The organism is Actinophytocola sp. (assembly GCF_035942955.1).
Lineage (GTDB): Bacteria > Actinomycetota > Actinomycetes > Mycobacteriales > Pseudonocardiaceae > DASYTH01.
On record NZ_DASZCQ010000326.1, the window covers coordinates 1 to 24,079 of the forward strand.

General features: G+C 71.7%; 25 protein-coding genes. 12 read left to right on the forward strand and 13 right to left on the reverse strand.

Annotated elements, in window-relative coordinates; all coding sequences use genetic code 11:
• Positions 1-122 precede the first annotated feature (122 nt).
• Positions 123-1,262 (forward strand): lipase family protein, encoded by a 1,140-nt coding sequence (locus tag VGX25_RS32505; RefSeq protein WP_326921794.1) that lies wholly within the window; start codon positions 123-125, stop codon positions 1,260-1,262.
• 4 nt (positions 1,263-1,266) lie between these two features.
• Here the strand turns inward: VGX25_RS32505 and VGX25_RS32510 are convergent, their stop codons facing one another.
• The 4 genes from VGX25_RS32510 to VGX25_RS32525 all read right to left on the reverse strand — a co-directional run bounded on the left by VGX25_RS32510 (position 1,267) and on the right by VGX25_RS32525 (position 6,471).
• Positions 1,267-2,559: an ArsB/NhaD family transporter gene (locus VGX25_RS32510; protein ID WP_326921795.1), complete on the reverse strand. Its 1,293-nt coding sequence runs from the start codon at positions 2,557-2,559 to the stop codon at positions 1,267-1,269.
• 10 nt (positions 2,560-2,569) lie between these two features.
• Positions 2,570-3,019, reverse strand: a complete 450-nt coding sequence (locus VGX25_RS32515; RefSeq protein ID WP_326921796.1) for a CBS domain-containing protein — start codon at positions 3,017-3,019, stop codon at positions 2,570-2,572.
• A 27-nt stretch (positions 3,020-3,046) separates the two neighbouring features.
• Positions 3,047-5,440 carry a GH92 family glycosyl hydrolase gene (locus tag VGX25_RS32520; RefSeq protein WP_326921797.1) on the reverse strand — a complete coding sequence of 798 codons (2,394 nt, stop codon included), beginning with the start codon at positions 5,438-5,440 and terminating at the stop codon, positions 3,047-3,049.
• A 107-nt stretch (positions 5,441-5,547) separates the two neighbouring features.
• Entirely contained in the window at positions 5,548-6,471 is a 924-nt protein-coding gene (locus VGX25_RS32525) for a hypothetical protein (RefSeq protein ID WP_326921798.1), read from the reverse strand.
• Positions 6,472-6,560: 89 nt separating this feature from the next.
• On the opposite strand from VGX25_RS32525, the gene VGX25_RS32530 reads away from it, so the two are divergent.
• The 8 genes from VGX25_RS32530 to VGX25_RS32565 all read left to right on the forward strand — a co-directional run bounded on the left by VGX25_RS32530 (position 6,561) and on the right by VGX25_RS32565 (position 15,026).
• Positions 6,561-7,433 (forward strand): mechanosensitive ion channel family protein, encoded by an 873-nt coding sequence (locus tag VGX25_RS32530; RefSeq protein WP_326921799.1) that lies wholly within the window; start codon positions 6,561-6,563, stop codon positions 7,431-7,433.
• A gap of 738 nt (positions 7,434-8,171) precedes the next feature.
• Positions 8,172-9,314, forward strand: coding sequence for an NAD(P)/FAD-dependent oxidoreductase (locus tag VGX25_RS32535; protein ID WP_326921800.1), 1,143 nt, complete (start codon positions 8,172-8,174; stop codon positions 9,312-9,314).
• Between the two features lie 147 nt (positions 9,315-9,461).
• Positions 9,462-9,890, forward strand: a complete 429-nt coding sequence (locus tag VGX25_RS32540; RefSeq protein ID WP_326921801.1) for a DUF4383 domain-containing protein — start codon at positions 9,462-9,464, stop codon at positions 9,888-9,890.
• Complete coding sequence (locus tag VGX25_RS32545) at positions 9,887-11,419, forward strand: FAD-dependent oxidoreductase (protein ID WP_326921802.1); 1,533 nt, start codon at positions 9,887-9,889, stop codon at positions 11,417-11,419. Before VGX25_RS32540 ends, VGX25_RS32545 begins: the two co-directional genes overlap by 4 nt.
• Positions 11,420-11,451: 32 nt before the next feature.
• Entirely contained in the window at positions 11,452-12,423 is a 972-nt protein-coding gene (locus tag VGX25_RS32550; protein ID WP_326921816.1) for an LLM class F420-dependent oxidoreductase, read from the forward strand.
• Positions 12,424-12,489: 66 nt separating this feature from the next.
• Complete coding sequence (locus VGX25_RS32555) at positions 12,490-14,328, forward strand: transketolase (protein WP_326921803.1); 1,839 nt, start codon at positions 12,490-12,492, stop codon at positions 14,326-14,328.
• A 9-nt stretch (positions 14,329-14,337) separates the two neighbouring features.
• Complete coding sequence (locus VGX25_RS32560) at positions 14,338-14,739, forward strand: phage holin family protein (protein WP_326921804.1); 402 nt, start codon at positions 14,338-14,340, stop codon at positions 14,737-14,739.
• Positions 14,736-15,026 (forward strand): DUF3618 domain-containing protein, encoded by a 291-nt coding sequence (locus VGX25_RS32565; RefSeq protein WP_326921805.1) that lies wholly within the window; start codon positions 14,736-14,738, stop codon positions 15,024-15,026. The genes VGX25_RS32560 and VGX25_RS32565 overlap by 4 nt, the downstream gene beginning before the upstream one ends.
• A gap of 171 nt (positions 15,027-15,197) precedes the next feature.
• Here the strand turns inward: VGX25_RS32565 and VGX25_RS32570 are convergent, their stop codons facing one another.
• Together VGX25_RS32570 and VGX25_RS32575 are read right to left on the reverse strand one after the other, a co-directional pair.
• Positions 15,198-15,386 (reverse strand): hypothetical protein, encoded by a 189-nt coding sequence (locus VGX25_RS32570; RefSeq protein WP_326921817.1) that lies wholly within the window; start codon positions 15,384-15,386, stop codon positions 15,198-15,200.
• A 2-nt stretch (positions 15,387-15,388) separates the two neighbouring features.
• Positions 15,389-15,799, reverse strand: a complete 411-nt coding sequence (locus VGX25_RS32575; protein WP_326921818.1) for a ChaB family protein — start codon at positions 15,797-15,799, stop codon at positions 15,389-15,391.
• A gap of 98 nt (positions 15,800-15,897) precedes the next feature.
• On the opposite strand from VGX25_RS32575, the gene VGX25_RS32580 reads away from it, so the two are divergent.
• Positions 15,898-16,542, forward strand: a complete 645-nt coding sequence (locus VGX25_RS32580; protein WP_326921806.1) for a UdgX family uracil-DNA binding protein — start codon at positions 15,898-15,900, stop codon at positions 16,540-16,542.
• Between the two features lie 156 nt (positions 16,543-16,698).
• On the opposite strand, the gene VGX25_RS32585 is transcribed toward VGX25_RS32580, so the two are convergent.
• Both VGX25_RS32585 and VGX25_RS32590 read right to left on the reverse strand, forming a co-directional pair.
• Entirely contained in the window at positions 16,699-17,088 is a 390-nt protein-coding gene (locus VGX25_RS32585) for a hypothetical protein (RefSeq protein ID WP_326921807.1), read from the reverse strand.
• A gap of 10 nt (positions 17,089-17,098) precedes the next feature.
• The gene (locus VGX25_RS32590) at positions 17,099-18,064 is read right to left on the reverse strand and encodes an LLM class F420-dependent oxidoreductase (RefSeq protein WP_326921808.1); all 966 of its coding nucleotides are present in this window, start codon (positions 18,062-18,064) and stop codon (positions 17,099-17,101) included.
• A 59-nt stretch (positions 18,065-18,123) separates the two neighbouring features.
• Between VGX25_RS32590 and VGX25_RS32595 the strand changes: the two genes are divergently transcribed.
• Both VGX25_RS32595 and VGX25_RS32600 read left to right on the forward strand, forming a co-directional pair.
• Positions 18,124-18,603, forward strand: coding sequence for a DUF6328 family protein (locus VGX25_RS32595; RefSeq protein ID WP_326921809.1), 480 nt, complete (start codon positions 18,124-18,126; stop codon positions 18,601-18,603).
• 12 nt (positions 18,604-18,615) lie between these two features.
• Positions 18,616-19,383 (forward strand): esterase/lipase family protein, encoded by a 768-nt coding sequence (locus tag VGX25_RS32600; protein ID WP_326921810.1) that lies wholly within the window; start codon positions 18,616-18,618, stop codon positions 19,381-19,383.
• On the opposite strand, the gene VGX25_RS32605 is transcribed toward VGX25_RS32600, so the two are convergent.
• From VGX25_RS32605 to VGX25_RS32625, 5 genes are all read right to left on the reverse strand, one after another.
• Positions 19,380-20,207 carry an ABC transporter permease gene (locus VGX25_RS32605; RefSeq protein WP_326921811.1) on the reverse strand — a complete coding sequence of 276 codons (828 nt, stop codon included), beginning with the start codon at positions 20,205-20,207 and terminating at the stop codon, positions 19,380-19,382. The two genes, VGX25_RS32600 and VGX25_RS32605, sit on opposite strands and share 4 nt — an antisense overlap.
• Positions 20,204-21,109, reverse strand: a complete 906-nt coding sequence (locus VGX25_RS32610) for an ABC transporter ATP-binding protein (RefSeq protein WP_326921812.1) — start codon at positions 21,107-21,109, stop codon at positions 20,204-20,206. The genes VGX25_RS32605 and VGX25_RS32610 overlap by 4 nt, the downstream gene beginning before the upstream one ends.
• Positions 21,106-22,224 carry a hypothetical protein gene (locus VGX25_RS32615; protein WP_326921813.1) on the reverse strand — a complete coding sequence of 373 codons (1,119 nt, stop codon included), beginning with the start codon at positions 22,222-22,224 and terminating at the stop codon, positions 21,106-21,108. The genes VGX25_RS32610 and VGX25_RS32615 overlap by 4 nt, the downstream gene beginning before the upstream one ends.
• A 114-nt stretch (positions 22,225-22,338) precedes the next feature.
• A complete protein-coding gene (locus VGX25_RS32620; RefSeq protein ID WP_326921814.1) occupies positions 22,339-22,815 on the reverse strand; it encodes a universal stress protein in 477 nt (158 codons plus the stop codon).
• 13 nt (positions 22,816-22,828) lie between these two features.
• Positions 22,829-23,890: a nitronate monooxygenase gene (locus tag VGX25_RS32625; protein ID WP_326921815.1), complete on the reverse strand. Its 1,062-nt coding sequence runs from the start codon at positions 23,888-23,890 to the stop codon at positions 22,829-22,831.
• Positions 23,891-24,079 lie beyond the last annotated feature (189 nt).

Here is a 24,079-nt window from a genome sequence, read left to right on the forward strand (position 1 = left end):
CGGCGACACCACGCGCCAACACGCCGGACTCGTGTGACGAGACCTTTACGGGCAGTGATGGACGCGCTATCGTGAATACGGTTCATGTCCCTGGCGGAGCCCTGCGATCGCAAAGGAGCGACATGTCCGTCAGCCATCGCCTGTTCACGTCACTTGCCTGCGTGGTCCTGCCGCTGGCCCTCACCTCGGCGCCGGCCGCGGCCGACCCGGTCCAGATCGCCGCCGCAGGAGACATCGTCTCCGCGCGCGCCATCTCCGCTCCCGGGTTCTTCTACGCCAACGTCTGGACGATCACCTACCGCTCGACCGGCGCGACCGGACAGTCCAATGTGGTCAGTGGGACTGTGATCGTTCCCAAGGGCGGCAGCGCCAACAAGCCGATCGTCGGGTACGCGCCCGGCACCCACGGCCTCGGCGACCAGTGCGCGCCGTCGGTCCACCTCGCCGCCGGCGACGAGTTCGAGGGCCTGCTGATCCACCAGTACGCCACCCGCGGCTTCGCCGTCGCGGTCACCGACTACGAAGGCCTCGGCACGCCCGGCGATCACACCTACACCGCCGGCCGCGCCGAGGGAAACGCGGTGCTCGACATCGTGCGGGCGGCCCAGCGGCTGCCCGGCAGCGGGCTGTCGCCGAGCGCCCCGGTGGCCATCGTCGGCTACTCGCAGGGCGGGCACGCCGCCGGCTGGGCGGCGCAGCTGGCCCCGACCTACGCGCCCGAGCTGAACTACAAGGCGTTCTCGGTCGGCGCGCCCCCGGCGAACCTGCGGGTGGTCGCCGATCACAACGACGGCGGGCCGAACGTCGGCCTGGTGCTGGCCGCGGGCATCGGCCTGGACGCCGCCTACCCGGACCTCAGCCTTGACCCGTTCCTCAACGACGCCGGCCGGGCCGGGTTCGCCGACATCCGCGACGACTGCACCGACGACTTCAGCAAGTTCGCCGGCCGCAGGCTCGCCGACTTCACCACGACCGACGTGCTCAACCGTCCGGAGTGGACGGCCCGGGTGAACGAGCAGAACCTCGGCGGGCAACGCCCGGCGCGGGTACCCGTTCTGCTGTACCACTCCGCCCTCGACGAGATCCTGCCGGTGCAGGTCAGCGACGCGCTGCGGTCGAGCTGGTGCCGGGCCGGCGCGAACCTGACATACTGGCGGCTGCTCATCCCCGGGCACGCGCCGACCGCCGCCACGGCCAGCCCGGCGGTCACGTCCTGGGTGGCCGACCGCCTCGCCGGCCAACCCGCGGGCGGCAACTGCTGAGCGGTCAGCCGAACACGAAGTAGCGCAACCACAGGTAGGGCGCGGCCAGGGCGATCGTGATCGCCGTGACGACCGCGCCCTTCTTGGTGAACTCCCAGAACGAGATCGGCGTGCCCATGCGCTTGGCGATGCCGATGACGACGACGTTGGCGCTGGCGCCGACGGCGGTGAGGTTGCCGCCGAGGTCGGCGCCGAGGGCAAGCGACCACCACAGCGCCTGGGCGTGCACCGGGTTGGCGATGTTGGTGGACAGCTCGAGCACCAGCGGGCTCATCGTTGCCACGTAAGGGATGTTGTCGATGATGCCGGACAGCAGGGCGGAGACGAACAGGATCAGCATGACGGCCAGCAGGGCGTTGCCACCGGTCGCCTGCGTGGCCAACCGGGCAAGGTCGCCGATCACTCCGGTGTGGACCAACGCGCCGACCATGATGAACAGCCCGGCGAAGAACAGCAGGGTCTCCCATTCCACACCGGCCAGGTACTGCTTCGGCGTGGTGCCCGAGATGAGCACCAGCACGCCGGCGCCCAGCAGCGCCACCACCGATGGCGCGATGTGCAGCGCGGAGTGGGCGACGAACGCGGCGAACACCGCGACGAGCACGATGCCGCACTTGACGAGCAACCTGGTGTCCTGCAACGCCTCCCGCTCGTTGAGCGCCATCACGTCGGCCACCCGCGCCGGGTCGGCGTCGAACGAGCCGCGGAACAGCCGCGGCAGCAGGACCGTGAACACGATCAGCTCGATGAGCACGATCGGGGTCATGTGGACGATGAAGTCGTTGAACGTCAGCCCGGCTCGGCTGGCAATGATGATGTTGGGTGGGTCGCCGATCAGCGTGGCCGCGCCGCCGATGTTGGACGCCAGCACCTCGGCGATCAGGAACGGGACCGCGTTGATCCCGAGCCGGTCGCAGACCAGCAGCGTCACCGGCGCGATCAGCAGCACCGTGGTCACGTTGTCCAGGAACGCCGAGGCGATCGCGGTGATCAGCACCAGCAGCACCATCACCCGCAGCGGCGATCCCTTGGCCCGCTTGGCCGCCCACACCGCCAGGTACTCGAACACGCCGGTCTGTCTGAGGATCCCGACGATGATCATCATGCCGAGCAGCAGGAAGACGACGTCCCAGTCGATCCCGGTCTCGTGGGAGTAGAAGGCGTTCTCGGAGCCGACCACGCCCAGCCCCAGCACGATGCCCGCGCCGACCAGCGCGGCGGCGGTCTTGTGCACCCGCTCGGTGGCGATGAGGACGTAGGCCGCCACGAACACGGTGACCGCGATGACGACGCTCACGAGGGCGCGACTACTTTCCGTGCCGCAGGGCGAGTTGCAGCAGCCGCGAGGCGGTGATCACGCCGACCAGCCGGTCGCCGCTCATCACCGCGGCCAGCGGGCAGCGCAGCCGGGCCATGGTGGCGGCGACCTCGACGATCGTGTCGTCGGCCTTGACCACGGCCGGATCGGCCGTCTCGCGGGACAGCACCTCCCGGACCTTCTTGCCGCTGAGCTTGTCGGCGATCCGGTCGGCCATCGACTCGTTGAGCACGCCGGCCAGCGACGGATCGTCCTGCACGTAGCCGGGCACCAGGAACCGCACGACCTGCGAGGCCGGCAGGATCGCCTGCGGGTGGCCGTCGGGGTCGGTCACCACAAGGCCGGGCAGCCGATGCTCGGCCAGCAGCTGCGCCGCCTCCCACGCGTCGGAATCCAGATCGACGACCGGGAAGTCCTCGGCCATGTCCTCGGCATGCACACGTGCAGACTACGGGACTTCCGTCGCTCAGGGCGTGTCGAACGACGGCGGCGCGTCGGCGACCGCGCTGCCCCACGAGGTGTTCGGAGTGGACCCGAGCGTGAAGGCGAGGGCGCCGCCGGTCCCGACGAACGACTCGGGCAACCACGGCTTACTCGACGCGACCCCGTCGACGGTCAGGCTCTGCACGTACTTCGTGCCCGCCGAGGCCGCCGGGGCGTCGATCGTGAGCACGACCCCGTTGCCACGGTGCACGACGATCCGCGGAAACAGCGGGCTGGCCAGTAGCAGCTCGGCCCGGCCGGGGGTGAGCGGGTGGATGCCCATGGTGGCCCAGACGTACCACGCCGACATCGCGCCGAGGTCGTCCTGGCCCGGTATCCCGCCCGGCGTGGCCGACCACAGCGTGTTCACGACCTGCCGGACCGTCTCCTGTGCCTTGTATGGACGGCCGGAGAAGTTGTACAGCCAGGGGACCCAGATCGACGGCTCGTTGTCCAGTTCGGACTTCAGCCCGCCGGCGTCGGTCAGCGCCCACCGGCCGTCGGACTGGTGGAAGAACGCGTCCAGCCGGTTGGTCGCCGCGGTGTTGCCGCCCATTCGGCCGAACAGCCCGCGCACGTTGTGCGGCACCATCCAGGTGTACTGGGCCGCGCTGCCCTCGGCGAACCCGCTGCTGCTGGCCGGGTTGAACGATGGCCAGGTGCCGTTCTCGTTGCGGTTCTGGATGAATCCGCCGTTACCCGGGTTGAACACGTTCTTCCAGTACTGGGCGCGAGCCAGGAACTCCTGGTGCCGCGCGGAGTTGCCCAGCCGCATGCTGAGCTGCGACAGCGCAAAGTCCGCAATGGACACCTCGAGCGTCTCGCCCGCCCCGCCCCAGGCGTTGCCGGTGGTCGGGATGTAGTGAATGGACAGCCACTTGTCCAGCGACGGCCGCTCGCCGATCACCATCACGTTCCACCCGCTGCGGGACAGGTCCGCGGCCGTGACCGTGGTCGCCGAGCGGATCATCGAGGCGAGCGCGCCGGCCGCGTCGAACCCCGTGCCGCCGAACGCGTAGATGCTGGGCAGCGCGGCATGCGCCGGGTCGCCGGTCATCACGTGGGTGCCGCCCTGGTTGTGGGTCCAGCGATCCCACACCCCGCCGTTCTGCGTGGCGTGGTTGAAGATCGACTGCGCGATCTCGGCCCCGATGTCCGGTCGCAGCAACGTGACCAGCTGCAACTGTCCACGGTAGACGTCCCAGCCGGAGAAGTTGGCGTACTGTGCCCGCTGCCCGCCGGACACCGTGTGGACCTGCTGATCCATTCCGCGGTACTGCCCGTTGACGTCGCTGAACACGTTGGGGTGCAACAGGGCGTGGTACAGCGCGGTGTAGAACGTGGTCAGCTGCGCGGTGGTTCCTCCGGTCACCTCGAGCCGGCCCAGCTCGGTGTTCCAGGCGTTGAAAGCCCGCTGCCGGACGGTGTCGAACGTCGTCCCCGCCGGGTTCTCGGCCTCCAGGTTGGCCCGCGCGTTGGCCGCGCTGACGTAGGAGATGCCGACCCGGACGTTGACGGTCCGTCCCGAGCTGAGGTCGAACGTCACGTACCCGCCGGAGCCACGGCCGGGTGGCGGGAAACCGTCGGCGCCGTAGGTGGTGCCGCCGCTCGCGCTGGTCGTTCCCGGCCGCAGCGTGGAGTCCACCCAGGTGCCGGCGCTGGCGAACGGCTTGTCGAACACGGCGTGGAAGTGCAGCGTGTAGTAGCTGCGCCGGCCGATCTGGTTGATATAGCCGCAGAAGTTGCCGCTGGTGACCGAGCCGCTGACGGTCCGGGTCGCCGGATCGATGCTGACCGTCGCGTTGCCGCTGCCCACCTCGGAACTCGACGTGCGCAGCAGCATGCTCGCGGTACCGGCGGGGTAGGTGAACCGGCCGGAGCCGGTGCGCGCGGTCGCGCTGAGCTCCACGTTGACCCCGGAGGCGAGCAGCACCCGGTAGTAGCCGGCCGCCCCGGTCTCGTTGGCGTGCGAGAAGTTGCTGGCGTAGACGCTGTCGGTGGTGTCGGCCGACGGCGACGAGGAGACCGTGCCGACGTGTGGCAGGAACGGGATGTCTCCCGACGCGCCGGCGCATCCGGTGCCGGACAGGTGGGTCAGGCTGAAGCCGCGGATCCGGGTGGCGTCGTAGCCGTAGCCGCCGGGTTCGGGCGTGCGGGTCTGGTTGCCGCGGGTGTTCTCCGGGCTCCACTGCACCATTCCGAACGGCGTGTCGGCCCCCGGCCAGGTCTCGCCGTCGTTGCCGGTGCCGATGAGCGTGTTGACGAAGCCGGCCGGGTTGGCGACAGCCGCCGCCGGCGCGGCGTTGAGCAGGAGCAGGGACCAGCCGAGCGCGACGGACAGGCCGACGGCGACCGGGCGGACGATGGCAGGGAACATGTCGACGCCTCCGGGCGATGACAACGTTGTCAGAACCGTCGTACCGAGCCCGTCGAATCAGCCGCAACCTCCGGAATTCCGGCGGTCGTCGACCAATGCGCGCAGACCTATAATTCCCAGTCCCATTTGATCCCGAGCACCCCGGAGTCGATCGCCGACGCGACCAGGTGAACGTCGTGGTACCTGGTGATCGGCAGGTCTCCGGTCGGGTGCCGCTCGTCGGTCAGGTCGAACTGGCCGAACGACCAGCACCGCGCCGGCCGGGCGGCGGGATCGAACCGCACCTGAAGCTGGTACTGCTCGGCCGGGTACCGGAAGCCGTACGCGAACTCGGTGCAGGTCCCGCCGGTGCGGTCGACAAGCGCCGACTCGAACACCCAGGTGTCGCCGGCCCGCAGCACCTCGTCGAACAGCAGCTCGTAGACCAGCGCGGGGGCGGTCGGGTGGGCGCGGACCGCGCCGAGCCGGCAGTTGCCGACCGGCTGCGGCTCGACGAGGGCGGCGACGCACCCCGGGTTGCCGTAGTACCGCACGACGTAGCGGTCGACGCCGTCGCGCCGGGCGCGCACCGCGATCCGGGTCGACTGCAGCACGATGCGCCGCTCGGCGCCGACGGCCACCGAGTTCTGCACGCTGATCAGCTCGACGCCGCGGTCCCGGGCCCCGGGCAGGGTGTCCAGCAGCTCGGCGACCGGGCCGATGTCGGTCAACCGGCCCGAGCCGGTCCGGTCGAGCAGCCGCACCAGCGAGCCCGGCGGCAGTCGCAGGACGTCCTCCAGCGCCCACACCGCGCGTAGCGAGTTGGCCTGCCCCGGCCGGCTGCGCCCGTTCTGCCAGTCGCTGAGGCTGGACAGCCCGATCACGACGCCGCGCCGGGCCAGGTGCCAGCGGAGCCGATCGAGGGTCAGCCCGCGATGCCGGATCGCCGCGCGGAGAGCCGCGTCGAATGATCCGGTGAACAGGATCCCGCCAAGTGCCCGTTCGACCAGGAAATCAATTCTGGCACGGTCGGTCGGACAGCGGGCGGACAAATTCTCACCCGATCGTGGCCTGCTGTGGTTGATATTCCGGCACCAGGGTATTCAGGTGCTCGGACGAGAGAACCGTTCGAGGAGGACACATGTCCAGCGCTCTCGCGACCAGCTATGCCCAGGTTGACGTGGGCGGCGCGTTCAACGACGCGTTCCACTCGGTCGTCAACTTTCTGCCGAAGCTGGTCGGCTTCCTTGTCATTCTTCTGATCGGCTGGCTGATCGCCCGGCTGTTGCGCATGCTCGTGAACAAGGGTTTGCAGAAGCTGCGCTTCGAGCGGGCGGTCCAGCGCGGCGGACTCGGTGACGTGGTAGCGCGCCACCGCATCGACGTGTCCGGCCTGATCGCCGCCCTCGTGTACTACGGCGTCCTGCTGATCGCGCTGCAGCTAGCGTTCGGCGTGTTCGGCCCGAACCCGGTTAGCGACCTGCTGAACCAGATCGTGGCCTGGCTGCCGAGGGCCGCCGTGGCGATCATCATCGTGGTGGTGGCCGCCGCCCTGGCGAGCGCTGTCCGCGACCTGATCACCCGGGCGCTCGCGGGAGTGAACTACGGTCAGTTCCTCGGCCGGCTCGCCTCCTGGTTCATCATCGCGCTCGGCGTCATCGCCGCGCTCAACCAGGTCGGCATCGCCACGACCGTCACCCTCCCGGTCCTGATCGCCGTGCTGGCCGCCGCGGCCGGCATCGTGATCGTCGGTGTCGGCGGCGGCCTCATCCGCCCGATGCAGCAGCGCTGGGAATCGTGGCTCGGCCGCGCCGAGCGCGAGATCCCGGTAGCCCGTGCCCGCACCGAGGCCTACGAGCGCGGCCGGGAAGATGCGGCCCGCTCCGCCCACCCGGTCGATGCGGAGGTGCCCACCAAGGTCACCCCGCCCGAGGCCATCCCGTCCGGCCGCCAGATGCGCCAGGCCGGCCCGGGCCCCGCACCCACCCCACCGGAGCCCGACCGTCCGCGCTAACCGCCCCTCTCGGCGCGGAAAGCAACGTCACGTTCCTCCCGGGGAACGTGACGTTGCTTGTCGGGCCACCCACTCCGCCGGGCACGCGACACGCCGGTCTGCCGGAGGATCCTGGATCGGTGAACCGGTTGGCTGCGCCAGCCACTCCGTTCATCCCGCGGGGATCTCCATGCGTGCGCCGGGACGACGTGGCGCGCTCCGCCGCCCGGTCGATGCGGAGGTGCCCACCGAGGTCACCGCGCCCAGGGCCATTTCGTCCGGCCGCCAGCTGCGCCAGGCCCCGCACCCACCCACCGGAGCCCAACCGTCCGCCCCTCTCGGCGCGGAAAGCAACGTCACGGTCCTTCGGGAACGTGACGTTGCTCTTTGGCCACCCCCGCCGGGCACGCGAACACGCCGGTCTGCCGGCGCATCCAGCCCGCTCCGCTCACCCCACGGGGGATCTCCATGCAAGCGGCGGCTACCACTCCGGATGGAAAGCAACGTCACGTTCCCACCCCCAGGAATGGGACGTTGCTTTCCCGGAGCCCGGGGTACACCCATGCGCATGCCGTCGAACACGAACCGCCCGCGGATCCTGGTCATTGGTGCGGGGTTTGCGGGCTATCACTGCCTGCGCACGCTGGAGCGGAGGCTGCCGCCGGATGCCGCCGAGCTGGTCGTGGTCAACCCTACCGACTACATGCTCTACGTTCCGCTGCTGCCAGAGGTTGCCGGCGCCACTTGGAGCCGCGCCGGGTGGCCGTTCCGCTGCGCGGCCGGCTGCGCCGGACCCGGCTGGTGCTCGGCGACGCCGTCGACGTGGACGTGCGCGGGCGCACCTGCACCATTGTGGACGTGGAGGGTCGCGCGCGGACGCTGACCTGGGACCGGTTGGTGGTCACCTCCGGCAGCGTGACCAGGCTGCTGTCCATTCCCGGGGTCGGGGAGCACGCGAAGGGCTTCAAGTCGGTGGCCGAGGCGGTGTTCCTGCGCGACCACGTGCTGCGCCAGATCGAGCTGGCCGAGGTCGCCACCGACCCGGCGGAGCGGGCGGCCCGCGCCACGTTCGTGGTGGTGGGCGCCGGCTACACGGGCACCGAGCTGGTCGCTCAGGGTCAGCAGCTGACCCGCGCGGCGCTGCGGCACCGGCCCGGTCTGTCCGAGCGGGACGTGCGCTGGGTGCTGATCGACGTGGCGCCGCGGGTGCTGCCCGGCCTCGACGAGCGGCTGGCCGGGCCGGCCGAGCGGGTGCTGCGCAAGCGGGGGATCGAGGTGCGCCTGGAGACCGGTGTGGCCGAGGTGACCGAGGATTGCGTGCGGCTCACCGACGGGTCGGAGATCCCGACGAGGACGGTGGCGTGGTGCGTCGGGGTGCGGCCGGATCCGCTGGTCGAGGCGCTCGGGCTGCCCGCCGAGCAGGGCCGGCTGGCGGTGAGCACCCGGCTCGAGGCGCGCGGGGCGGAGCACGTGTTCGGCGCCGGGGACGTGGCCGCGGTGCCGGACGTGTACCACCCGGGCCGGCTCACGCCGATGACCGTGCAGCACGCGGTGCGGCAGGGGCGGGCAGCGGGGATCAACGTCGCGGCGTCGCTCGGGCACGGCACGCCGCGGGAGTACCGGCACCGCGATCTCGGCTTCGTGGTCGACCTCGGTGGGGGACAGGCGGTCGCCGACCCGCTGCACGTGCCGATCACCGGCTGGCCGGCCAAGGTGATCACCCGCGGCTACCACCTGCTGGCGCTGCCCGCGAACCGGCTGCGGGTGGCCGCCGACTGGCTCACCGACCTGCTGGCCCGCCGCCAGGTCGTCCAGTTCGGCATGGTGCCCGAACAGCAGGTGACGCTCGCCGACGCCGACCGGCCGCCGGCGGTGCGGCATCCGGCCCGCTCCCGAGGTTGATGCCGCGTCCCGCTGGGTAGCCGGGAGTGCAGGAGGTGCGCCATGTTCCCGGAGCAGCTACCTGAGAATCGGCCGCTTGGCCGGCGGTTGCGTATCCGGCCCGGGTGGGCCCCATCGAATCCGCGCTCGACGACCCCCGATCCCGACGTGGAACGCCGCAAGCTGCATACCGCCCCGGTCCAGCACGCGGCGGCCACCGTGGCCGGGGTGTTCGGGCTGGTCGGGCTGCTCGGCTTCCTGCCGGGGATCACCACCAACCTCGGCGCCCTCGAGTTCGTCGGGCACCACTCCGACGCCCTGCTGCTCGGCGTGCTCTCGGTTTCCGTGGTGCACAACGTGATCCACCTGCTGTTCGCGGTGGCCGGGCTCGCGCTGGCCACCACGGCGGGCGCCGCACGTGGCTTCCTGCTCGGCGGCGGGGTCGTCTACCTGCTGCTCGCCCTCTACGGCGCGGTCATCGACCAGGACGGCGCCGCCAACTTCATCCCGGTCAACACCGCGGACAACTGGCTGCACCTCGGCCTGGGCGCCGGGATGGTCGGGCTGGGACTGCTCCCCGGGAGGCCGCGACAATGACCGAGCCGACGGCGCCACCACCCCTGCCCCCGGCGCGTTCGCTGTGGGTGTCCACAACGGACGCGCCGGACCGCGCCGGCCGGGCGCTGCCGGCGGAGGTCGACGTCGCCGTGCTCGGCGCCGGAATCGCCGGCCTGACCACGGCCTACCTGCTGGCGCAGGCCGGCCGCTCCGTGCTGGTGCTGGAGGCTGGCCGTGTCGCGACCGGGGTTTCCGGGAACACCACGGCAAAGCTGAGCGCGCAGCACTCGCTGATCTACCACCGGCTGACCGACCACAAAGGACCCGAGGCGGCCCGGACCTACGCCGCCGCCCAGCTCGCCGCGCTGGACTGGGTGGCCGAGCAGGCACAGCGCCTCGGCATCGAGTGCGATCTGGTCCGCACGGACAGCTACGTCTACACCACCGATCCGCGCAGGCGGTCGCTGCTGCGCCGCGAGACCGACGCCGCCGCGGCGGCCGGGCTGCCGGCCGAGCTGGTCGACGAGATCGCGCTGCCCATCCGGATCGCGGGCGCGGTCCGCGTCGCCGACCAGGCACAGTTCCACCCGCGCCGGTGGCTGCTCGGCCTGGCCGCGTACGTCGAGGAACTGGGCGGCACGATCGTGGAGGAGGTCAGGGCGGTCGGCGTCGACGAGGGTCAGGTCAACGTGGTGCGCACGACCGCGGGCGAGGTGCGGGCGCGCGACGTCGTGGTGGCAACGCACTACCCGATCCTGGACCGGGCGCTGTACTTCGCGCGGCTGGAACCCGTGCGGGATCTGGTGATCGCCGGTCCGGTCGGGCCCGAGCTGGCGCCGGACGGGATGTTCCTGGACGCCGTCACGCACCACTCGGTGCGCACCGCGACCGGCCCCGGAGGCGAGCAGCTCCTGGTCGTGGGCGGCGAGCACTATCGCGTCGGGTCGCACGTCGACGTGCTGCAGCGGTTCAACCGGCTGGCCGCGTGGGCCGAGCGGAACGTGTGGCTGGACAAGATCGAGTACCGCTGGTCGGCGCACGATATGTCTACTTTGGACGATGTGCCGTACGTCGGCCGTTACCACCCCGCCACCAGGAACCTGTGGGTGGCCACCGGCTTCGGCCAGTGGGGGATGACCGGTGGTACCGCGGCCGGCCTGCTGCTGCGCGACCTGATCCTCGGGCAGGACAACGCCGCCGCCGGGCTCTACGACCCGAACCGGTTCTCGCTGCGCGCGGCCGGCAAACTGGTGCACGCCAACGCTACCGTGGCCAAGTACCTGGTCGGGCACCACGCGAGGGCGCTGACCGGCACGCCGGACATCGACGCGCTCGCCCCCGGCGAGGCCACCGTCACCCGGCGCGGTGCCGGCATGGTCGCCGCCCACCGCTCCGCCGACGGAGAGCTGCACCTGGTCAGCGCCCGCTGCACGCACCTCGGCTGCCTGGTCGCGTTCAACAACGCCGAGTCGACGTGGGACTGCCCGTGCCACGGCTCACGGTTCACTGTGGACGGTGCGGTCGTCCAGGGTCCGGCGGTCCGCCCGCTGCGCCGCCTCGACGATTGACCGGACGGTGGGTCGGGTACCCGTGACGCATGGTGAGCGTCGGATACACGTTGATGACCGAGCAGGCCGGCCCGACGGACCTGGTGCGGCACGCGGCCATGGCCGAACGGGCCGGGTTCGACTTCGAGGTGATGAGCGACCACTACTTCCCGTGGCTCGACGAGCAGGGACATTCGCCCAACGCGTGGAGCGTGCTGGGCGCGGTGACCCAGGCGACCGAGCGGGTCGAGCTGATGACGTTCGTGACCTGCCCGACCATGCGGTACCACCCTGCGGTGGTGGCCCAGCAGGCGGCGACCGTGCAACTGCTGTCCGGCAACCGGTTCACGCTCGGCGTGGGTGCCGGGGAGAACCTCAACGAGCACGTGGTCGGCCGTGGCTGGCCGCCGGCGAACGTCCGGCACGAGCTGCTCGCCGAGGCCGTGCAGATCATCGCCGGGCTCTTCGACGGCGGGTACCTCGACTACGCGGGCAAGCATTTTCGCGTTGACTCGGCCAAGTTGTGGGATCTGCCCGAGATCCGGGTGCCGATCGCGGTGGCGGTCTCCGGCGAGCAGTCCGTGCGCGCGTTCGCCCCGCTGGCCGACGCGATGATCGCGGTGGAGCCGAAACCCGAGCTGTGCAAGGGCTGGGACGAGCTGCACGACGGCGACTCGCCCAAGGTCGGCCAGCTGCCCGTGTGCTGGGACTCCGACCGCAAGGCCGCCGTGCGCCGCGCCCACGAGCAGTTCCGCTGGTTCGGCGGCGGGTGGAAGGTCAACGCCGAGCTGCCCGGCCCGCCGGCCTTCGACGCGGCGACGCAGTTCGTCACCGAGGAGGACGTGGCCGCGGCCATCCCGTGCGGCCCGGACCTCGACCCGATCGTCGACGCGGCGAAACCCTTCTGGGAGGCGGGCTTCACCCACCTGGCCCTGGTTCAGATCGGCGGGCGGCACCAGGAGGAGTTCCTGGACGTGGCCGAGCGGCGGCTGCTTCCGGCACTGCGTGAGGCCGGCGGCCGCTAGGCGTTTCGACCGCGCCCGCTCGGGTAGCCGCCACGTACGGGCTTTTTGCGGAGGGATGACGGCGCGATGACGGGAGAGGAACTGCGGGCGGTTCAGCTTGCCGAGCTCGGCCAGCAGCTTCGGGTGGACGCCGTGCGGGCGTCCGCCGCGGCCGGGTCCGGGCATCCGACATCGTCGATGTCGGCGGCCGACCTGATGGCGGTGCTGCTGGCCAACCACCTGCGCTACGACTTCGAGACCCCGGACAATCCGGGCAATGACCATCTGATCTTCTCCAAGGGGCACGCATCTCCCTTGCTGTACGCCATGTTCGCGGCGGCCGGCGCCATCACCGACGGCGAGCTGTTGACGTTCCGCAAGCTGGACAGCCGGATCGAGGGCCACCCCACCCCGCGGCTGCCCTGGGTGGACGTCGCCACCGGGTCGCTGGGCCAGGGCCTGCCGGTCGCGGTCGGGATCGCGCTGTGCGGCCGGTACCTCGACCGCCTCCCGTACCGCGTCTGGGTCCTCTGTGGAGACAGCGAGCTCGCCGAGGGATCCATGTGGGAGGCGTTCGAGGAGGCCGCGTTCTCGAAGCTGGACAACCTGATCGCGATCGTCGACGTGAACCGGCTCGGCCAGCGCGGACCCACCCGGCACGGTTGGGACACCGCGGCCTACGCCCGCCGGATCGGCGCGTTCGGCTGGCACACCATCGAGATCGACGGCCACGACATCGATCAGATCGACCGGGCCTACGCCGAGGCAACCCAGGTGACCGGCCGGCCGACCGCGATCATCGCCCGCACCCGGAAGGGTCGCGGCGTGCGCGCCGTGGAGGACGCCGAGCACCGGCACGGAAAGCCGCTGTCCGACCCGGACGAGGCGATCACCGAGCTCGGCGGCCGGCGCGCGATCCGAATCACGCCGACCCGACCCGAGCCGATGCTGACCAGGCCGGTGGAGTCGGCCGAGCTCAAGCTCCCGGTCTACTCGGTGGGCGACACGGTGGCCACCCGCACGGCGTTCGGCGAAGCCGTGACCGCGCTCGGCGACTCCCGGTCGGACATCGTCGTGCTTGACGGTGAGGTCGGCGACTCGACCAGGTCGGAGTACTTCGCCGAGTCGCATCCGGAGCGGTTCTTCCAGAGCTACATCGCCGAGCAGCAGATGGTCGCCTCCGCCACCGGCATGCAGGCCCGCGGCTGGACCCCGTACCTGGCCACGTTCGCCGCGTTCCTCACCAGGGCCTACGACTTCCTCCGGATGGCCGCGGTCAGCCGGGCAGACCTGCGCGTGGTAGGCTCGCACGCCGGCGTGTCGATCGGCCAGGACGGCCCGTCCCAGATGGGCCTCGAGGACCTGGCCGCGTTCCGCGCGTTGTTCGGCAGCACCGTGCTGTATCCCTGCGACGCCAACCAGACCGCCCACCTGGTCTCCGCGATGGCGGTCCGAAAGGGAATCTCGTACCTGCGCACCACCCGCGGCGATACCCCGGTGATCTATGAGCCGGACGAGAACTTCCCGATCGGCGGCAGCCGAGTCCTGCGCTCGTCGGGAGCCGACAAGGTGACCATCGTGGCCGCCGGCATCACGGTCTTCGAGGCCCTCAAGGCGGCCGATCGGCTCGCCGAGGACGACATTGCGGCCCGCGTCATCGACCTGTACTCGATCAAGCCGATCGATGTGGACACGCTCCGCCAGGCCGCCGCCGACACCGGCCGCATGATCACCGTCGAGGACCACTGGCCGGAGGGCGGTCTCGGCGACGCCGTCCTCGCCGCGCTCGCCGACGGACCGCCCCCGCTGACCAAGCTCGCCGTCCGGGGCATGCCCGGTTCGGCCACACCCGAGGAGCAACTACGTGAGGCCGGCATCGACGCCGCCGCCATCGTCAGCGCGGCCCGATCGCTGACCAAGGTTTAGGAGTCCACAATGGACACAGTCGAGACGCACGACCGAACCATGGCCCAACTGGTCAGCGACCTGTCCGAGCAGACCGCGCGCCTGGTCCGCACCGAGGCCCGGCTCGCCGCCCGCGAGATGGCCGGCAAGGCCCGCCGCGCCGGCTTCGGCACCGGCGCGCTCGGCGCGGCAGCGATTCTCGCCGGGTACGCCGGCGCCATGCTGCTGGCCTGTGTCGCCCTGGCCCTTGCCACGGTGCTGCCCGCCTGGCTGGCCACCCTGCTGATCGGCATCGCCCTGCTCGCCGCCGCCGGCGTCGCCGCCCTCGTCGGCCGCGCCCAGCTCCGCAAGGCACTCCCCCCGGTCCCGGACAACACCATCACCCGCGTCCGTGACGACATCGACGCGGTAAGGGAGAGGACCCACCAATGACCGCGCGACAGGACCGCTACGCCCCACCAGGCGCTCCACCCACCACCGAGGACCTCGAGCACGAGGTCGAGCTCACCCGCCAGGAGCTGGGCGACACCGTCGCCGAGCTGCTGTACAAAATGGACATCAAGTCGCGCACCCGCGAGGCCACCCAGCGCCGCGTGACCGCCCTCCAGGCCCGCACCCGCACCGTGCTGCGGACGGTCCGCACCCACCCCGCCATCGCCGCAACGGCCGCCCTCACCGCGGCCCTCGCCACCGTCCTCGTCCTCCGCCTGCGCCACTAATAACCTCGCACGCCGGGTCCGCGAGTCCCCCGGGCCCGCGGACCCACTCATGCGCCCAACCCCCCGGGTGTCTCGCGTTGGCCGTGCCGTGTCCGGCGTTTCCGCGCCGAGGCGGGAAAAGCGACGGCCGGGCCACGTGGGGCGTGGTCCGGCCGTCGGTCAACCAACTACCTACCTATCGTTGGGCTCCTCCGGACGGTCGTCGGCGAAGGGTGGGACGTTGGGGTCGTCGTCGGCGGGTGGCTCCGGGTCGCGCCACTCCTCGGCGCGCGAGGAGCGGTTGGCCCGGAGGGTGCCTTCCAGCTCGTGCTTGAGCTCGTCGTCGTGGACCGGGCCGTGCTTGGAGCTCTCGCGGTGGATGCTCATGATCGGGCCGCCGCGGTCTTCCGGTCGTTGGCCTTCTGCAGCGCCTTGACCAGCTCCGGCTTGGTCATCGACGACCGGCCGGGGATGTCGAGCCGCTTCGCCAGGTCGTAGAGATGCTGCTTGCTGGCGTTGGCGTCCACACCGCCCGCGGTCTCGCCGCGCGGCGGGCGCCGCCCCGAGCGGGTGCTCTTCTCGGCCTGCGCGTCGGACGGGCCGCGCTTGCCCTTGGGTTGCCAGCGGTCGCCCACCTTCTCGAACGAGTGTTTCAGCGCGGCGTAGGCGGTCCGGTGTGCCCGCTCGCCCTCGCCGTACGTCTCGATGGCCGAGTCGTGCGCCTTCACCCAGGTGTCCTGCGCCTTCTTCGGCGAGCGACGCAGCGTGCTTGGCAGGCTCTCCCTACCGGGCATCGTCGTCACCTCCTGTTCGAACGCTGCCATGGGGCTACCCGGGTGCCTGCGTCCGAAACGGGCACGTGTGATGCTCGCAACCGGGGGTAGCCAACGGCATGGCCACGACTACCTGGGATGCCCGCCCGTTCGTGCCGGACAGCGCGGATCTCGACGAGCTGCGCAAGGCCGCCGGCGGCTGCAAGGGATGCGATCTGTACGAGGCGGCGACGCAGACGGTGTTCGGCGCCGGGCCGCGCACGGCCAGGGTGCTGATGCTGGGGGAGCAGCCCGGTGACCAGGAGGACAAGGCCGGTGCGCCGTTCGTCGGCCCGGCCGGCCGGGTGCTCGACCGCGCGCTGGAGGAGCTGGGTGTCGACCGCGACCAGGTGTACGTCACCAACGCGGTCAAGCATTTCAAGTTCGTGCCGGCGGAGCGGGGCAAGCGGCGCATCCACAAGACGCCGTCGCGCACCGAGGTGGTGGCCTGCCGGCCGTGGCTGCTGGCCGAGCTTCGCCTGGTGCGGCCGGAGTTCGTGGTCCTACTCGGCGCGGTGGCGGCCAAGGCGGTGATGGGACCGTCGTTCAAGCTCACCGAGCACCGCGGCAAGATGTTCGACCTGCCCGCCGAGCTGGACAACGAGCCGCTGCCGCCGGCCCGCGCCCTGGCCACGGTGCACCCGTCGTCGGTGCTGCGCGCCCCGGATCGCGACGAGGCCTACCGGGCCTTCGCGGCCGACCTCAAGCCCCTCGCCTCCCTCTGACCCGCGCCGGCCCCCCTTTTAGCCAGCCAGCCCCCACCCCGTCTGGGGTGGGGAGGTGGGTTCGTGGGTCAGTTTACCGGTGGAAGCGGAGGTAAAGATCAAAGTTGGGGGTGGATGTGGATGGGTGGGGTGCGTGTGGACAACTCGGCCCGGCGGTCAGGACTCCCGGTTGGGCGGCGGGGTGCGGATCTCGTCGGCCACCGAGCCGCCGGCCTCGTCGGCGGACTGGCCGCGGCGCACCGCCCCGGTCGGGTCGGCGATCGGTAGCTCCTCGGTGCTGACCACGTCGACGTCGTCGGTCAGGTCGTCGATCGACTCGTCCAGCTCCTCGTCGGGCGTCGCGCCGATCGGCCGCTCGGCGAACTCCGGTTCGATGTCGGGCTGTTCCTCGCGCAGCCGGTGGTCCAGGTCCTGGCCCTGGCGCGCCTCCGACTCGGTCATGCCGAACCGGTCGGCCTCCGACCAGTGCTCCGGCGGGTCCATGCCCTCTTCCAACGGGTCGAGCCGGAGGTTGTCCTCGTCGTAGTCCTCTGAATACTCGGGCATGTCTCGCTCCTCAGACTCGGGCCGGCTCGAGGTGCGGCGCGACCTGGTTGGCCCAGAACTCGAAGAACGCCTCCTGGTCCGGGCCGATCTGCTGCACGTGCACCTCGTCGTAGCCGGCGTCGACGAACGTCCGCACGGTCTCCACGTACCGCTCCGGATCGGGTCCACAGGGGACGGTCTCGCCGACCATCTCCGGGGTGACCAACGTGGACGCCTGCTCGAAGTGCCGCGGGCTGGGCAGCACCTGGGCCAGCTCACCGGGAACCTGCTCGTTGCGCCACAGCCGGTGCGCGGTCTCCATTCCCTTGTCGACGGTCGGCGCGTAGCAGACCTTGAAACCGCACTGGGCGGGCTTGTCACCACCGCCGGACTCGCGGAACCTGCGCACCGAGTCGGCGTCCGGTTTGACCGAGATGAACCCGTCGCCGAGCCGCGCGGCCAGCGAGATCGACTTGGGCCCGAACCCGGACACGTAGATCGGCACCGGCTCGTCCGGGCAGGTGTAGATGCGCGCGTTCTCGACCGTGTAATGCTTGCCGTGGTGGGTCAGCTCCTTGCCGGTGTGCATCGCCCGGATGATCCCGATGGCCTCCTCGAGCATCGACAGCCGCACCGACGCGGCCGGCCAGCGGTCGCCGAGGATGTGCTCGTTGAGCGCCTCGCCGCTGCCGACGCCGAGCACGAACCGGCCCTCGAGCTGCACCGCGGCGGTGGCCGAGGCGTGCGCGATCACCGCGGGGTGGATGCGCACGGTCGGGCAGGTGACCGCCGTGGTCACCGGCAGGCGCGTCGCCTCGGACAGCGCCCCGATCACCGACCAGACGAACGGGCTCTGCCCCTGCTCGGAGTTCCACGGATGGTAGTGATCGGAGATCCAGAGCCGCTGGAAGCCGGCCTCCTCGGCCAGCTTCGCCTGGCGAACCAGCTCGCGCGGCCCGAACTCCTCGCTGGACAGGAAGTAACCCATGCTCACCATGGCGGCCGGGTACCCGCCCGCTCCGGTTCGTAACCGATTCCGCGGGGTATACGCAGGTCATGAGCCGGGCCGAGGAGTCGCAGAGCCAGCAGCTCGCGCGCAATCTCAACGAGTTACTTCAGGAGATCCGGGTGGCGCAGGCCGGGGTGCAGATCCTGTTCGGCTTCCTGCTGTCGATCGCCTTCACCGAGCGCTACAGCACCACGTCCGACTACGTCCGCGCCACCCACCTGGTCACCGTGCTGTTCGCCACGGCGTCGGTCGCCCTGCTGACCGCCCCCGCCGCCTGGCACCGCGTCCTGTTCCGCCTCGGCCGCCGCGAGAAGATCATCAACGTGGCCGACCGGCTCGCCGTGGGCGGTCTGGCCTCCCTCGCGCTCGCGATGACCGGCACCGTCCTCCTGCTGGGCGAGATGATCATCGGCGGCTGGCCGGCCGTGCTGCTCGCCATCCTGGCCGGCGTCGGCTTCGGCATGCTCTGGTTCGCCCTCCCGATCCGCCAGCGCCTCCGCGGCCCCACCCCCTCCCGCACCGACTGACACCATGGGGTCATGAGCCCCCGCCGCCGCCTGCTGCTCGCCGTCGTGGCGGCGCTGGTCGCGGTCGCCGCCGTAGTCGTCGGTGTGCGGCTCGTCGGCGGGGCCGAGCGCGAGCTCCCCGCGCAGGACCGCCCCGGCACGGTGATCCTCGTGCCCGGCTACGGGGGAAGCCAGGAGGGGTTGCGGCTACTGGACGAGCGGCTACGCGACAGTGGCCGCGACACGCACGTCATGACCCTGCCGGGGAACGGAACGGGAGATCTGCTCGCCCAGGTTGCCGTGCTCGACCGGGAGGTCGACGCGGCCCTTGACCGCGGGGCGCCCTCGGTGGACATCATCGGCTACTCGGCCGGCGGACTGGTGGCCCGCCTGTGGGCGGTACGTGAGCAGGGTGAGCGCCGCGCCCGCCGCGTCGTGACGCTTGGCTCGCCCCTGCACGGAACCCGGCTGGCCGCCAGCGGGGGAGTCGTTGCCCCGGACGCCTGCCCGGTGGCCTGCCAGCAGATGATCCCCGGCAGCGCGCTGCTCGCCTCGGTCGCGCAGGAGCCGGTGCGCCTACCCTGGCTGTCGGTGTGGACGGAGAACGACCAGACCGTGACGCCGCCCGACTCCGCCCGCCTCGACGGAGCCGAGAACCTTGCCCTGCAAGAGGTCTGCCCCGGAGTCCACATCGAACACGGTGAGCTGCCCACCCACCCGCTGGTCGTCGCGATCGTGCTGCGCTCCCTTGGCCCGGATCCGCTGACCCGCCGGGTCGAGGACGTGGGTTGTCCCGGCTAGCTGGTGACGTCCTTGGTCGAGAAGTTGGCCCAGGCGGCGCCGAAGAAGACGATGACGTAGCCGGCTTGGAGGAGTAGGCCCTTCTCGATGCTGTGCCAGAAGATGGGGTCGCGGAAGAAGTCGATCCAGGCGAGCCAGAAGTTGGTGGGTAGGTACGGCTTGATGGGCCCGGCGGCGTCCAGGGTCTCCAGGACCGAGCTGGTGATGAGCACGGCGAGCGCGGCGAGCGCGGCGCCGAGGCCGGAGTCGGTGAGCGTGGACAGGAACAGCGCGATCACGCCGAAGCCGAGCATGGACGCGACGATGTAGGCGATCGAGCCGAGCAGGCGCAGCGTAAGCTCGAACGGGGTGAGCGTGACGCCCGACAGGGAGGTGACCGCGCCGGCCTGGCCGACGGCTTCGGCGCCGGTGCCGAACAACAGGATCCCGATCACCAGGGACGTGATCACCACCAGCAGCACGGCAAGGAGGATGAACGCGCACAGCGCGACGAGCTTGGCGATCAGCAGGCGGGTGCGGCCGACCGGGCGCACCAGCAGGTAGCGCAGCGTACCTGTGGCGGCCTCGCCGGCGATCCCGTCGCCGGCCAGCACGGCGACGGCCAGCGGCAGGAACACCGGCAGCACAAGGGCGAGCGCGGCGGCCGGGTAGAGGGAACCGTTGCGCAGCACGGCGGACAGGAAAGCGCCGCCCTGGCCCGGCGGCGGCGGGAAGTCCGCGGCGGCCAGCACCACGGCGACCACGAGCGGCAGCGCGCACAGCAGCAGGATGCTCAGCCACACCCTTGGCCGCAGCACCAGCTTGCGCAGCTCGACGGCGATCACGGCGCATCCACCCGGTCCGAGCCGGAGCCGGTCACCTCGAGGACCACCTGCTCGAGGGTGCGGCGCTCCACGACCATCTCCGACACCCGCAGGCCGGCCTCGACCAGCAGGGTGTTCAACGACGCCGGGTCGGTGTGCCGCACGACGAGCAGCGAGCCGTCCCGCGACTCGAGCTGCCCGTCCAACAGGGACACGGCAGCGGCGGCGTCCGGTGTGGACACCAGCACCCGGCCGGTCGGGCGGCGCAACCCGTCCAGCGTCTCCTCGAGCACCAGGCGGCCGTGGTCGACCACGCCGACCCGGGTGCACAGCTGCTCCACCTCACCGAGCAGGTGGCTGGACAGGAATACCGTGGTTCCGGCCTCGTTGAGCCGGATCAGCAGCTCCCGCACCTCCCGGATGCCCTGCGGGTCCAGCGCGTTGGTCGGCTCGTCGAGCACAAGCAGGCGCGGGCGGCGCAGCAGGGCGGCGGCCAAGCCCAGGCGCTGCCGCATGCCGAGCGAGTACGCCTTCACCGGCCGATTGTCCACACCGGACAGACCGACCAGCTCGAGCGCGTCCTCGACCCGGCGCCCGCGGTCCCGCCGGCCGCCGGCGCCCGCGGCGTCCATCAGGGTCAGGTTCCGCCGCCCGGACAGGTGCGGGTACGCCGCGGGCGCCTCGACCAGCGACCCGACCGACGGCAGCACGTCGGCCACCCGGCGCGGCACCGGCCGGCCGAGCAGCTCGATCGAGCCGCCGGTCGGGTAGACCAGCCCGAGCAGCATCCGCACCAGCGTCGTCTTGCCGGACCCGTTGGGCCCGAGGAAGCCGTACCGGTCGCCTTCCCGGACGTGCAGGTCGACCGCGTCCACGGCGAGCGTGTGGCCGAACCGCTTGGTGAGCGCCCGGGTGACGATCATGAGCGGCTCCTCGGCACGAGGGACAACTCCGCCGCGGCCCGCTCAAGCACCGCGGGCGAGATCAACCCGGCGATCAGGTACGAGCGCCGGGCCACGTTGGACCGCTCGATGATCACCGTCAGCGGCGGCACCGTGAGCAGCATGCCGGTGCCGCCCGGCAGGGTCAGCTCGCGCCCGCCGCCCTTGCGCGCGGCGTCGGTGGCCGACCCGCCGACGTTGCGCGGCAACGGAAGCACGACGAACGACGACAACCCGCCGCCGTACTGCCCGACCCCGGGAAGGCCGCCGAGGTCGTCGGCCCGCAACGGACGCCCGGCCAGGGTGTCCGGCAGGGACGCCGGGGCCGCGGCGCCCAGCGCGTTGACGATGTCCGGCGCGACGGTCACGTTGTACCCGCTGTCCGGCGGCAGCGGCGGGGTGACCGTCTCGGCGGCCGGCCGGGTCAGGCTCAGCTCGAGAAACTCGGTGACCAGGAACGGTTGCCCGGCCCCGCGCGCGGTCGCCTCCACCCGGACCGGCAGCCCGGTCTGCGGATCGGCCCAGATGTCGACCCGACCGATCGACGTGTCCGGATCGGCCGGCCGCAGCCGCAGCCCGGCCGCCGCGATCCCGGCCACCCGCCGCGACCGCAGCGCCTCGACCCGATCCTCCGGCGCCGCCCGCAGCACCCAGCGGGCCAGGTCCGGCGGGAGCAGATCACCGGCCCTTGGCAGCCGCACCGGCTGCGCCCCGATCACCTCGGTGACCAGGTTCGCGCCGAAGTCCCAGATGTACTCACCGTCCGGCGTCCGGTACACGTCCCGCTCGGCCCCCGCCGTCAGCACGTCGAACCGCCACCGCGACGGACCGTCGTACCAGGACCGGACCCGGGTCGTCCCGTTGATCAGCGACGTCACCTGTTCCAGGTTGGGCAGATCCGGCACGCTCAGCATCCCGGTGGTCTCCGCGTACCCCTGATACGGCCGCTCCACCGAGCGCACGATCATGTCCCGCAGCCGCTCCGGCTCCACCCCCACCGCCGGCACCGGCAGAGCCGACCCGATGGCGGGCAGCGCGACCAGCACCCCGGCCACCACCGCGACCAGCGACCACCGCCGCCCCTTCTCCCGCCACACGCCTCCCTTTGTACGCCGCCCGGTGTTCAGTCCCCGCGAACTACCAGCGCACGTGTCGTGAGTCTGTTCATGGCCTATGGCACCGGAACAGGCTCACGAGGGGTGACCTGGGGTTCAGTGCCCGCGGACGATCAGCACCGGGCAGGGGGCGTGCTCGATGACGCCGCGGGAGGTGCTGCCGAGCAGGAGCTTGGCGAGCCGGCCGTGGCGGTGCGTGCCGAGCACGATGACCGCGGAGTCGCGCTCGCGGGCCAGCCGGACGAGGGTGTCGGTCACGGTCAGGTCGTCGGCCACGGCGAGGCCGTCGGCCCGCAGGCCGCTGTCGGTGGCCAGCTGCGCGCCCCAGCGGGCCAGCTGCTGCGCCTCCCGGTACAGGGCGCGATCCACCTCGGTGGCGGTGCGGATGTCGACGCTGCTCAGCGGGAGCTCGAAGCCCCTGGCCGGCACCAGCGCGAGGTCGAAGGCGCGGCCCGGCTCCCAGATCGTGACGACGAGGGCCGGGCGCGGGGCGAACAGGGCGCCCGCCTCCCGCACCGCGCGTTCGGCCGCAGGGGTGCCGTCGAAGCCGATCAGGACGAGATCAGTGGGCATCGTGGCCTCCACGCTACGTTCGGGCCAACCTGCGCGCCACTTCGGCGATGGCCTCCCGAACCTGCGCTCCCAGCGTCTCGACCAGCTCCCCGGCGGGGCGCTCGACGGCGAACGGATGACCCTGGCCGGCCCACAGGCTCATCGCCTCGGCGTCGCCGACCCGGACGGCGGCCGCGCGCAGGCCCCTTGTCAGGTGGTGCACGTGCGGGTAGGCGGCCGGCGCGCCCGCGGAGTGGTCGAGCACGAACCGGTTGATCAGCCCGCGCGCCGGGCGGCCGCTGAACGCCCGGGTGACCGTCGTGCCCGGAAAGGACGGATCGGTCAGCGCGGCCTTATGCACGGGGTTCGCGCCGCTCTCCGGGCAGCGCAGGAACACGGTGCCGAGCTGCGCGGCCCTGGCCCCGGCGACCAGCACGGCGGCCACCTCCCGGCCGTGGGACAACCCGCCGGCCGCGATCAGCGGCACGTCGACGGTCGCGGAAACCCTGCGCAGCAAGGGAAGCAGGCTCACGTCGTCGAGCCGTTCAGGGTTGGTGAACGTGCCGCGGTGCCCGCCGGCCTCCGGGCCCTGCACGCACAGCGCGTCCGCCCCGGCGTCGGCGGCCTGCCGCGCCTCCACCGCGGACGTGACGGTGACGACCACTTCGGACGCATGCCGCTTGAGGTCCGCGACGGCCGCCGCGTTCGGGCAGCCGAACGTGAAGCTCACCACCGGCACCCGGGACTCGCGCACCACGGTGAGCTTGTCCGCCCAGCCGTCGTCGTCGGCCACCGGCTCGCCGAGCTCCGCGCCGTACAGCGCCGCCTCGGCCTCCAACCGGTCCCGGTACCGGGCCAGCGCCTCGGCGTCGGCGTCCTGTTCGCCGGGCACGAACAGGTTCACCCCGAACGGCCGGTCGGTGAGCCGCCGAACGGCCCGGATCTGGCCCCGCAACCCCTCGGCGGACTGGTAGCCGGCCGCCAGAAAGCCCAGCCCACCGGCCTGCGAGACGGCCGCGGCCAGTTCCGGGGTGGACACTCCGCCGGCCATCGGCGCCTGCACGATCGGAACGGGCAACGAGTCCAGAACCGTCATCGCCCTATGGTCCACCCGGCCGCCCCCGCTCCACGAGGCAGGGCTCCGGCAAAATCCGGTGCCCGGCAGGGTCGGGGCATGGTGCTGGAAGGCAGGGCGTGAACGTGGAGCGGCCAGGTCGATCTTGGCAACTTGCCGGAGCCCTGGCTCCACGAGGGGGTCGTTGTGTGACACTCCGTTCCATAGCGG

Coding starts and splice junctions, on each gene's coding strand:
- VGX25_RS32505 (WP_326921794.1), top strand. CDS start 123: ATGTCCGTCAGCCATCGCCTGTTCACGTCACTTGCCTGCGTGGTCCTG.
- VGX25_RS32520 (WP_326921797.1), bottom strand. CDS start 5,440: ATGTTCCCTGCCATCGTCCGCCCGGTCGCCGTCGGCCTGTCCGTCGCG.
- VGX25_RS32530 (WP_326921799.1), top strand. CDS start 6,561: ATGTCCAGCGCTCTCGCGACCAGCTATGCCCAGGTTGACGTGGGCGGC.
- VGX25_RS32545 (WP_326921802.1), top strand. CDS start 9,887: ATGACCGAGCCGACGGCGCCACCACCCCTGCCCCCGGCGCGTTCGCTG.
- VGX25_RS32555 (WP_326921803.1), top strand. CDS start 12,490: ATGACGGGAGAGGAACTGCGGGCGGTTCAGCTTGCCGAGCTCGGCCAG.
- VGX25_RS32560 (WP_326921804.1), top strand. CDS start 14,338: ATGGACACAGTCGAGACGCACGACCGAACCATGGCCCAACTGGTCAGC.
- VGX25_RS32565 (WP_326921805.1), top strand. CDS start 14,736: ATGACCGCGCGACAGGACCGCTACGCCCCACCAGGCGCTCCACCCACC.
- VGX25_RS32575 (WP_326921818.1), bottom strand. CDS start 15,799: ATGCCCGGTAGGGAGAGCCTGCCAAGCACGCTGCGTCGCTCGCCGAAG.
- VGX25_RS32580 (WP_326921806.1), top strand. CDS start 15,898: ATGGCCACGACTACCTGGGATGCCCGCCCGTTCGTGCCGGACAGCGCG.
- VGX25_RS32585 (WP_326921807.1), bottom strand. CDS start 17,088: ATGCCCGAGTATTCAGAGGACTACGACGAGGACAACCTCCGGCTCGAC.
- VGX25_RS32590 (WP_326921808.1), bottom strand. CDS start 18,064: ATGGTGAGCATGGGTTACTTCCTGTCCAGCGAGGAGTTCGGGCCGCGC.
- VGX25_RS32595 (WP_326921809.1), top strand. CDS start 18,124: ATGAGCCGGGCCGAGGAGTCGCAGAGCCAGCAGCTCGCGCGCAATCTC.
- VGX25_RS32600 (WP_326921810.1), top strand. CDS start 18,616: ATGAGCCCCCGCCGCCGCCTGCTGCTCGCCGTCGTGGCGGCGCTGGTC.
- VGX25_RS32610 (WP_326921812.1), bottom strand. CDS start 21,109: ATGATCGTCACCCGGGCGCTCACCAAGCGGTTCGGCCACACGCTCGCC.
- VGX25_RS32620 (WP_326921814.1), bottom strand. CDS start 22,815: ATGCCCACTGATCTCGTCCTGATCGGCTTCGACGGCACCCCTGCGGCC.
- VGX25_RS32625 (WP_326921815.1), bottom strand. CDS start 23,890: ATGACGGTTCTGGACTCGTTGCCCGTTCCGATCGTGCAGGCGCCGATG.